Origin of the sequence: Prosthecobacter sp. (assembly GCF_049294395.1) — a bacterium.
In the GTDB taxonomy this organism is placed as follows: domain Bacteria; phylum Verrucomicrobiota; class Verrucomicrobiia; order Verrucomicrobiales; family Verrucomicrobiaceae; genus Prosthecobacter.
This window is the reverse complement of the sequence record NZ_JBAQCR010000280.1, coordinates 31938-41585: the sequence shown is the minus strand read 5'-3', so window position 1 is coordinate 41585 and position 9648 is coordinate 31938. Positions and strand designations below refer to the sequence as shown.

Annotated in this window: 8 protein-coding genes; 3 read left to right on the top strand and 5 right to left on the bottom strand. The window is 60.9% G+C overall.

Going from position 1 to position 9648, the window contains the following annotated elements; all coding sequences use genetic code 11:
• Window positions 1-112: 112 nt before the first annotated feature.
• On the bottom strand, window positions 113-550 hold the full coding sequence (locus WAW39_RS19160) for a GAF domain-containing protein (RefSeq protein WP_422320772.1): 438 nt from the start codon (window positions 548-550) through the stop codon (window positions 113-115).
• An 84-nt stretch (window positions 551-634) separates the two neighbouring features.
• Here WAW39_RS19160 and WAW39_RS19155 point away from each other — a divergent pair, with 84 nt between their 5' ends.
• Together WAW39_RS19155 and rapA are read left to right on the top strand one after the other, a co-directional pair.
• Complete coding sequence (locus tag WAW39_RS19155) at window positions 635-1210, top strand: hypothetical protein (protein WP_422320771.1); 576 nt, start codon at window positions 635-637, stop codon at window positions 1208-1210.
• A 21-nt stretch (window positions 1211-1231) separates the two neighbouring features.
• Window positions 1232-3967, top strand: coding sequence for an RNA polymerase-associated protein RapA (rapA, locus tag WAW39_RS19150; RefSeq protein WP_422320770.1), 2736 nt, complete (start codon window positions 1232-1234; stop codon window positions 3965-3967).
• A 582-nt stretch (window positions 3968-4549) separates the two neighbouring features.
• Here rapA and ftsH read toward each other — a convergent pair.
• A complete protein-coding gene (gene ftsH, locus WAW39_RS19145) occupies window positions 4550-6697 on the bottom strand; it encodes an ATP-dependent zinc metalloprotease FtsH (RefSeq protein ID WP_422320769.1) in 2148 nt (715 codons plus the stop codon).
• A gap of 116 nt (window positions 6698-6813) precedes the next feature.
• Window positions 6814-7677, bottom strand: coding sequence for a phosphoenolpyruvate hydrolase family protein (locus WAW39_RS19140; RefSeq protein ID WP_397384479.1), 864 nt, complete (start codon window positions 7675-7677; stop codon window positions 6814-6816).
• A gap of 108 nt (window positions 7678-7785) precedes the next feature.
• On the opposite strand from WAW39_RS19140, the gene WAW39_RS19135 reads away from it, so the two are divergent.
• A complete protein-coding gene (locus WAW39_RS19135) occupies window positions 7786-8673 on the top strand; it encodes a helix-turn-helix transcriptional regulator (RefSeq protein WP_422320768.1) in 888 nt (295 codons plus the stop codon).
• Between the two features lie 32 nt (window positions 8674-8705).
• Here the strand turns inward: WAW39_RS19135 and WAW39_RS19130 are convergent, their stop codons facing one another.
• Window positions 8706-8906: a hypothetical protein gene (locus WAW39_RS19130; protein WP_422320767.1), complete on the bottom strand. Its 201-nt coding sequence runs from the start codon at window positions 8904-8906 to the stop codon at window positions 8706-8708.
• 122 nt (window positions 8907-9028) lie between these two features.
• Window positions 9029-9607, bottom strand: coding sequence for a SixA phosphatase family protein (locus WAW39_RS19125; protein WP_422320766.1), 579 nt, complete (start codon window positions 9605-9607; stop codon window positions 9029-9031).
• Window positions 9608-9648: the final 41 nt, after the last annotated feature.

The following is a 9648-nucleotide window of genomic DNA, read 5'->3' as shown; positions in this document are numbered from 1 at the left end:
GCGGGTCTGATTCATCAAAAAGCCCGGTCGGCCTCAGTGGCGCGATCGGGCTTTTTGCTGCCTGCGGGTCAACCGGACAGGCTACAGGGAGGATTAGGGATGGCGGAGAAAATCAGCCGGGCAAGAGCCTGGCGGCGATATTGCGGGCGGTTTGAATCAGCTTTTCCTTCTCCTCCGAAGTGAAGTCATACGGCGCCAGCTTGCCGATGCCCAAGGTGCCACAGAGGCGTTCGCCATCCAGCACCGGGACGGCCAAGGTGCCCTGCACCTGCGTCTGTTTCGCGCCGGGTTTGGCCACGCCGGAGGTGTCTGTCTGCAGATTGCACATTTCCACGGGTTCCTTGCGCTCTGCGGCCACGCCAGCAATGCCTTTGCCCACGGGGATGGACTGGATGATGGGCATGAGCGCTTCCGGGATGCCCTGATGGGCCACCAGCTTGAGATGGCGGTCCGCCGGGTCCAGACGGTGAAGTGTGCCCGTGGTACAGCCGAAATCCGCGATGGTTTGGGTGAGAAATTCAGCCCAGGAGGGGTCGGTGGAGGAAAACATGACGCAGGGAAGGGGTGTGAAGTCGGGATTTGTCGTTGTCGCGGCGAAACGGGGCGTTATTCTGCCGCCATCTTCGTTTCTGTCATGAAAACCTGCTCTGCTTTTTTTGTCCTTCTTTGGGTGACCTCTGCCATCGCGCAGCCCGCCGCCCCGGCTGGCACCCCCATTGTGGCCAAAAGCACCTACCACCCCGACAACTCGCACTCGGAGACCATCGTTGACAAAACCACGAACGAGCTCATCGAGTCCACCTACAATGCGGGCGGGGCGCTGATATCGAAGAAGCACTACCTGCTCAATGAACGCGGGCTGCCCACCCAGGGGCACATCTACGACGGACGTGGCAACCTTGTGGCCCGGTCCCAGGTCTATTTTGATGCGTATGGACGCGCCACGGAGATGCGCTCCTTCAATCTCAACGGCCAGTGCTATCAGCAGGTGATCTATGAGTACGATGCCCAGGGCGTCGCAAAGAAGCCGAAAGTCATCAATGTGAATCCCAGTGCCGCCCCCTCGATCAAGCCCGGCGTCATCGATTTCACCAACAATGCGGCTCCTGGAATGGTGCCACCGCAGCAGGGCGCGCCTGCCCAGGCACCGACCCAGGCCCCGGCGGAACCGAAGAAAAAATCCTTCTTTGGGCGGTTGTTCGGCAAATAGGAAAATACAAACACGGCATTGATGGAAGCCCCCGCACCCGGCCAGCGCTGGATCAGTCAAAGCGAGCCCGAACTGGGTCTCGGAATCGTCAGCAGCATCGAAGGCAATTTTATTGACCTGCGCTTTCCTGCCGCAGGTGAAAAACGGCGCTACGCCCGCAACGGGGCTCCCCTGCGCCGCGCCAGTTTCAAGGCTGGTGATAAAATCACCCTGCGCGATGGGACGGAACTGCAGATCGACTCTGTTGCCTCGATAGACGGGGCCTTGCTCTACCACTGTGGTACACGCAGCGTCCCTGAGTCCGACCTTGCCGATACGCTAAGCCTTGGCGGGCCGCAGGAGCGCCTGCTGGCGGCGAGTGTCGACGATCTGCAGGCCTTTGCCCTGCGTGCCGAGGCGGTGGAATGGCGCTGCCGCATGCAGGCCTCGCCGGTGCGTGGTTTCATCGGGGGGCGGGTCGATCCCATCCCGCATCAGATGTCCATCGCTGCCGACGTCACGGGGCGCCTGCTGCCGCGCGTCCTGCTGGCGGATGAAGTGGGGCTGGGCAAGACGATCGAAGCCGGGCTGATCCTCCATCGCCTGAACCTCACGGGGCGTGCCTCGCGCATTCTGGTGCTGGTTCCTGATGCGCTGCCGCACCAGTGGTTTGTGGAGCTTCTGCGCCGGTTCAATCTGATGTTCAGCCTGTTTGATGAAGAGCGCTGCGCGGCCATCGAAGCGGGAGATCCTGAGGGCAATCCTTTTCTGGACAGCCAGCTGGTACTCTGCCCGCTGTCGCTTCTGAGCGGCTCACCCAAGCGTGCGCAGCAGGCTGCGGATGCGGCTTGGGATTTGCTGATTGTGGATGAAGCGCATCATCTGGAGTGGGCTGTCGGAGCGCCGGGGGTTGCTTATCAGGTGGTCGAAGCCATCGCGCAGCGGGTGCCTGGCGTGCTGCTGCTGACCGCCACGCCGCAGCAGCTTGGTGCTGAAGGCCACTTTGCCCGTCTGCGTCTGCTGGACCCGGACCGCTATGGCGATCTGGACGCCTTCCTGGCGGAATCCACCCGCTATGAGCAGGTGGCGCAGGTGGTGGATCGCATCCTGCAAGGCGGGCTCATGAGCGCGGCGGATCGTGAACTCTTTGGCAGCCATTCGCCGCGGGTGCAGCAGCATGCCGCCGAGCTTGTCGGAGGCGATGAAACCGCACGTCAGCGACTTGTGGCGGACCTTCTGGATGAATTTGGAACTGGTCGCGTGATGTTTCGGAACACCCGTGCCGTGATTCAGGGGTTCCCGCCGAGGAAGTGCCATCTGCGGGAGCTTGTGCTTGAGGCTGGGGCGACACCCGACGAGGCGCTTGCCCGCTGGCTTGCCGCGACGCTGCGCGAACTTGGTGAAGCCAAAGTTTTGCTCATCTGCCGCACGCGCAAGCTCGCGGAAGACACCCATGAGCGCCTGCTGCGCGAGATCAATGTGCATGCCGTGCTGTTTCACGAAGGACTCACCTTGATGCAGCGGGACAGGCACGCGGCGGCGTTCGCCGATCCCGAAGGGGCACGCATTTTGATCTGCTCCGAGATCGGCAGCGAAGGCCGCAATTTCCAGTTCGCGCAGCATCTTGTTTTGTACGATCTGCCGCGAGATCCGGAACTGCTGGAGCAACGCATCGGACGACTGGACCGCATTGGCCAAAAGGGGACGATCAACATTCATGTGCCGTTCATCGCAGGCAGTGAAGGGGAGGTGCTGGCGCGCTGGTATCATGAAGGCCTGGACGCCTTTGAACACAGCCTGCAGGGGGCGACGCAGCTGCTGCACAGCTTTGCGGCGGAGATTGAAGGACTCTGCACCGGCTTCAATGCCAAAAAACTGGCCGACTGCATCCGGCGCACGGAGGCGCTGAGTCTTGAAGTGCGCCAGAAGCTCGAGCGGGGTCACAACCGGCTGCTGGAGCTGAACTCGTGCAAGCCGCGCCTTGCGGCACGCATGATCGAGCGCATTCGCGATGTGGATGCGGGGCTGGATTTCGAGCGCTTCTTCATCCGGCTGCTCGACCACTTTGGCATGCACATCGAGGAGATGACGCACCGGACGTGGTACATTCGTCCTGACAATCTGATCACGGACGCGCTGCCATCATTGCCGGAAGAAGGGCTTACTTTTTCCTTTGATCGTGAGCGTGCGCTCTCGCGTGATCATGAGGCGTTTCTGACCTGGGATCATCCGCTGGTTTGCGCGGGCCTGGATGTGCTGCTCGGCTCGCCTGCTGGCAATGCTGGATTTGCGTTTTGGAAGGCGTCAGGTGGCGAAGGGCTGGTGCTGCAAACGTGTTTTATTGCGGAGTGCATCGCGCCGCCTGCCTTGCATGCCACGCGCTTCATGCCTGCCATGCCTTTGCGGGTCGCGGTGGATCATCTGGGCAAGGATCTGAGCGCTGATCCTGCCTTTACACGAGCCAAGCTCACGCCGGGGGATCCGACACGCACGGTGGAGAACGAAACGGTGCGCCACAAGCTGCTGCCCACCATGCTGGGCAAGGCGCAGCAGCTTGCCGAGGCGCAGCTCAAGACGCTGCAGCAGAGAGCGGTGGCGTCCATGCGAAAGCAGATGGATGAAGAGATCGCGCGACTGGAAGATTTGCAGGCGCGCAATCCGCATGTGCGTTCTGAGGAGATCGATGCCTTGCGTGATCAGCGGGATGCGCTGGCAGCGGCCATTGGTGCGACCACGGTGAGACTGGATGCGGTGCGGCTGGTGTTGCGGTTGAAGTGAGGAAGGGGGGCGATTGGACGACGTCTAGGGTGGGTAAGAGTGTTGTCCGATCGCGGCGCAAACTTGCTGCGGAGCTCTTTGCAGGCGCTGCTGGTGGACGTTGGGTGCGTCGGAGTGCCGGGTTTGCTTGCCGGTCGTGTGGTGCTGTACCCAGGGTCGCCTCGCTGAGGCTCGGCTGACCCTGGGCTCAATTACGCAGCCCTTTCAGGGCTGGTGCGCGGGGCGAGATTGTGCAGGATTCCAAGTGGTTCTGGCGGCGTGCAAACTTCTCCACCACAAGAGCATCCCACTTTGTAGCGTAGCGTTTTGCGAAACTGATTTCGGCAAACTTATCCTGGAGACGTTCGGCGGAGGCTTGAGGACAAGCCTCCCTACCTCCATACCTGGGAGCTTGCACGTCTGGTGCCTTGTGCTGCCCACAAGCCAGCATCGAAACCATGACTTTGGAACAAGTGTCAGGCTTTCAAGCGGAAAAGAGTTTGGCGAGTTGGCAGCTTTGAAGGCGAAAGAAAAAGGGGGATCATTGCTGATCCCCCTTCGATGAGTGTTGAATTGAAGGGATCAGGATGATCCCTGTGCTGGTCAGGCCGGCACGCCGGTCAGGCCTGGGGCCATGCCGCCGTCGTCCTCGTCTTCACGCTTTACTGGGCGTGCGTCTGGGGATTTGGGAAGGGGGGGCGGGGGTGGCGGCTTGCTCTTGTTTTCCGGGGGATTGAGGAGGCGGCCGTGGGCCATGATTTCCTTGATGTGAGTGCCGTCGAGGGTTTCGTACTCGAGCAAGGCGTGGGCGAGGACGTCGAGCTTGTCCTTGTGCTGGAGGAGGACTTCCTTGGCTTTGGCGTAGGCTTCGTCGATGAGGCGTTTCACTTCCTCGTCGATCTTCTGCGCGGTGTCCTCGCTGTAGTTGCTGCTGCCACGACCCATGAAGGCGTTGCTTTCGTTTTCGCCGTATTCGATCATGCCGAGCTTGGTGCTCATGCCCCAGGAGCAGATCATGCTGCGGGCGATGCGTGAGGCCATGCGGATGTCTCCGCTGGCCCCGCTCGTGACATCGCCAAACTGGATTTCTTCGGCCACACGGCCGCCCATGGTGACGATGAGATTGGAGATGAGCTCGCTCTTACGGTGGGTGAATTTGTCCTCTTCAGGAAGCATCATGGTGACGCCGAGAGAGGGGCCGCGAGGGATGATGGTGACCTTGTGGAGGGGGTCGGTGTGTTCCAGCACCTCGTTGAGGATGGCGTGGCCGGCCTCATGATAGGCGGTGTTTTCCTTTTCCTTCTCGGTGAGGGCCATGCTGCGGCGTTCGCGGCCCCAGCGCACCTTGTCACGGGCTTCTTCGAGCTCGGGGTTGGTGATGGACTTCATGTTTCGGCGTGCGGCGAGCAGGGCGGCTTCGTTGAGCAGGTTGGCCAGTTCGGCACCGGAGAATCCGGGGGTGCCACGGGCGATCTTGGAAAGGTCGGCGCTGTCGGCCAGCTTCACCTTCTTGGCGTGAACGCGGAGGATTTCCTCGCGGCCTTTCACATCGGGAAGATTGACGGTGACCTGACGGTCGAAACGGCCGGGGCGAAGCAGGGCGGGATCAAGCACATCGGCGCGGTTGGTGGCGGCGATGATGATGATGCCTTCCTGGGTGTCAAAGCCGTCCATTTCGACGAGCAATGCATTGAGAGTCTGCTCACGTTCGTCGTGACCACCGCCCATGCCGTGACCGCGATGACGGCCCACGGCGTCGATTTCGTCGATGAAGATGAGGCAGGGGGCGTTCTTTTTGCCCTGTTCAAACATGTCACGCACACGGCTGGCACCGACACCGACGAACATTTCGACGAAGTCAGAGCCGCTGATGCTGAAGAAGGGAACGTCGGCCTCGCCAGCGATGGCTTTGGCGAGGAGGGTCTTGCCGGTGCCGGGAGGGCCGGTCATGAGGACGCCTTTGGGGATCTTGCCGCCGAGGCGCTGGAACTTCTTCGGATCCTTGAGGAACTCGACGATTTCCTGCACTTCTTCCTTGGCTTCCTCAACGCCGGCCACGTCCTTGAAGGTGACCTTGTTGCGGTCCTGGGCGAGCATCTTGGCCTTGCTCTTGCCGAAGCTCATGGCGCCACGGCCTGCGCTGCGAAGCTGCTGGCGCACGAGGAAGTAGAAGAAGGCGAGGATGACCAGCAGAGGCAGAAGGAAGCCAATGAGGGAGGACCACATCTCGTTGTCATAAACGGGGATGAGCACGAGCTTGTGAGCGTCGAGCAGCTTGTGGAGCTCCTCCTTTTGGAACTCGATGTTCACGGCCACACTGAAAGCTTTCGAGTCCGCTTTGGCGGCTTCGGAGGCGGGTTTCTCAGTGATTTCCTTGGCTGGCTCAGCAGGAACAGGTTTGATCACGCCGGGCGTTGCGGGCTCGGGGCTGCCTGCTGCGGCGACCACGGGAGGCGTGACGCTGGCAGGCAGTGGGAAATAGCTGCCCTCAATGGTTTGCTTTGAGGTGGCGTCGGAATTGATGAGGGACAGCGGCTTGTTCGGGTCGATGCGGTCAGCTTCAACGTGCTTCTTGAATTCTGCGTAGTCGAATACCTTGCGGCTTCCGGTCAGTCCCTTGTTCATCATGAAGCCCGAGATCAGCAGGGTGATCGCGAGTGCGAAGAGCATGAAACCACGCCAGTTGAACTGCGGATCTTGGTTGCGACGGTTGGGGCCGTCGGGGCGATTGTTGAAGGGGTCGTCGGACATGTGCGGGGGTTGTTACAGCTAAGTAACGCGAGTCCGACCATACACGCCGGTAATTTTTTTGCAAAATGCGATTCGCCGGGGATAAGGACACCCTTTTGAGGGGGTAAAGCCGGGGGCTAACGCCCGATAGGGATGCGTTTGAACTCGCGTGTGAGGCTGGTCAGCGAATCCTCAACGCCCATGCGCTCCAGACTGCTGGCACCCACGAAACCGTCTGCCGAGGTCTTGCTGAGGATGAATTCCACATCCTTAGGCGTGTTGATTGGGCCGCCGTGGGTGAGGGTGAACACGTTTGGATTCACGCTTTTGGCGGCATCGATGATGTCCTGAGTGACTTTGACGGTGTGGTCCCAGCTGACCACAGCATTGGTGACGCCGATGCTGCCGCCGACGGTGGTGCCGACGTGCGCGATGATGGCGTCTGCGCCGTTCTTGGCCATTTTGATGGCTTCTTCAGGGGTCGCGACATAGACGATGCTGAACATGTCCATGCGAGTGGCGAGTCCGACCATTTCGAATTCTTTCTCCACGCTCATGCCCGTTTCTTCGAGGACGCCGCGGAAATGGCCGTCGACGATGGTGTGGGTGGGGAAGTTGTTCACGCCGGAGAAGCCCATTTCCTTGACGCGGCCCAGCCAGTGCCACATGCGGCGACGAGGATCGGTGGCGTGAACACCGCACACGACGGGGATCTCTTTGACGACGGGCAGGACTTCGTACTCGCCGATCTCCATGGCGATGGCGTTGGCATCTCCATAAGCCATGAGGCCGCAGGTGCTGCCGTGGCCCATCATGCGGAAGCGGCCGCTGTTGTAGATGATGATCAGATCGGCCCCGCCTTTTTCGATGAACTTGGCGCTGATGCCCGTGCCTGCACCGGCGGCGATGATCGGCTCACCCTTGGCGCGAGTGGCTTTGAGACGGTCCACGACTTCTTGCTTCGTGTAGGGGTTTCCGATTCCGGTCCAGGGATTGGGCATGACTTGATGTGGTTGACGGTGGTTTACGATAGTTGACGGTGGATGACAGTGGTTTGCAACCATCGTCAACTACGGTCAACAATTGTAAACAACCGTAAACTCCGCCCTATGCACGCCCGCGCCGCCATCCAAGAGCTATCCGAAACGCACACCCACGGGCCTGACACGGAGTACCGGATGGTGCGTGGGTCGGAGAGGGACACGAGGGCGTGGCTGCGCAGTGCGCCGCTGTGTGGGACGCTGGCGACGCACCGGATCGCGCATGCGGGGGTGATGACGGCGCGTGCGCCGTACCGCATCGTGCGGATGCACCAAGGCGGCCTGTATTTCCTGGCCTGCCTGGAAGGGGAGGGGCGTGTGCTGGTGGATGGTGTGTGGAAGAAATGCACCGCAGGCATGGCCGTGGCGCTGCCGCCTTTCATGGTGAACGCCTTTCATGCGGTGCCGGGCAAGATCTGGCGCTGCTGCTGGGTGCGCTATGAACAGCAGCCGGAGCAGACGCCGATCCTCAGCAGCAGCTCGCCGCTGATGGCCCCCTTTGCCGGTGCGGCGCTGTGGAATGCGATTGAGGGACTCGTTGAGGAAGCTGGGAACGCAGCGCAGCCCGCCGCCATGTTTCACTGGGTGGAACTGGTGCAGCATTACATCGAGCGCTTTGCGCAGCCCTGGCAGGTGGACGACCGGCTGCACCGCATCTGGGAAAAGGTTTCCGCCAATGTGGGCTATGACTGGACGCTGGATGAACTGGCGCATCAAGCGCATGTGAGTGCCGAGCACCTGCGCCGGCTCTGCCGGAAGGCGCTGGGGCGCACGCCGATGCATCACGTGACGTGGCTGAGGATGCGCAAGGCGGCTGAGCTGCTGAGCACGACAAATTTGAAGATCGAAACGATCTCGCACGAGGTGGGGTATCAGAACCCGTTTGTGTTCAGCAACACGTTCAAGAAGTGGATCGGGTGGCGGCCGAGCGAGCACCGGAGCCGGGTGGATGGGTGAAATGGAGAGGGAGTGAGAATGGCCGCACTCGCTCAAGTTTCCGTGACCGAGCGATTCATGCAAGAGTGAGCGATGTGCTGTTGCAGCCGTTCGATCTCATCCTGCTGCCGTCTGAGAAGAGGCACCAAGGAACGAAACAGCAGGTTGAGATTGTCCGAGGTGGACTTTGGCAACTCGTTTTCGCATGCAATGCGAAGGGCGGCCAGTTCAATGGCTTCCAGTTTTTGTTTCATTCGCGTGCACAGCGCTACGTCATGCTAGTTACGACTCTCACATCTTGAATTTGAAGGGGTAGCAAAGTATCAGATTCGAAGCGAAAAGTACCGACGCGAGCAGGGCTGGAATGGAGCTGAGCTCAATCGTCCCCGTCTTCGCGTGAGATGCCGGCGTAGAGTTCAGGGAAGCGGCGTTCGAGGGACTTGGGGGTGATGTAGCCGATGAGCTGGGCTTCGTTCCAGTCGGCGAGGCCCCAGTACTCGTGGGGAAAGGCCATGATGATGGCGGTGCAGGTGGGGACCTTGGGGATGTTGGCGCGGGCTAGGATGTGCTCGGCGAAGTCGTGCAGGCCGGGATTGTGGCCGAAGATCATGGTGTGATTCCAGCTTTCCTCAAAGCCGCGCATGACGTCGAGAATGCGGTCGGCATCGGCGAGGTAGAGGCGGGACTCCAGCAGGAGGCTTTCCACGGGCATGGCAAAGGTCTCGCGCATAATCTGCGCGGTGCTCAGGGCGCGCAGGGCGGTGCTGGTGACGAGCCGATCTGGCAGCGGCAGCAGGGGAGGGGAATCGGCGCCGCCGAAGTAAGTGCGATGCAAAAATGTGGCGACTGCCGGGGCGGCCCGCTGCCCACGCTCATTGAGCGGGCGATCATGATCTGCGAGTCCAGGCTGTCCCCAGCTGGATTTGGCATGACGCACGATGGTGAGGTATTTCATGAATTAAGAGCGAGGGGCGGGGCGGAGGAAGACCGCGGGCC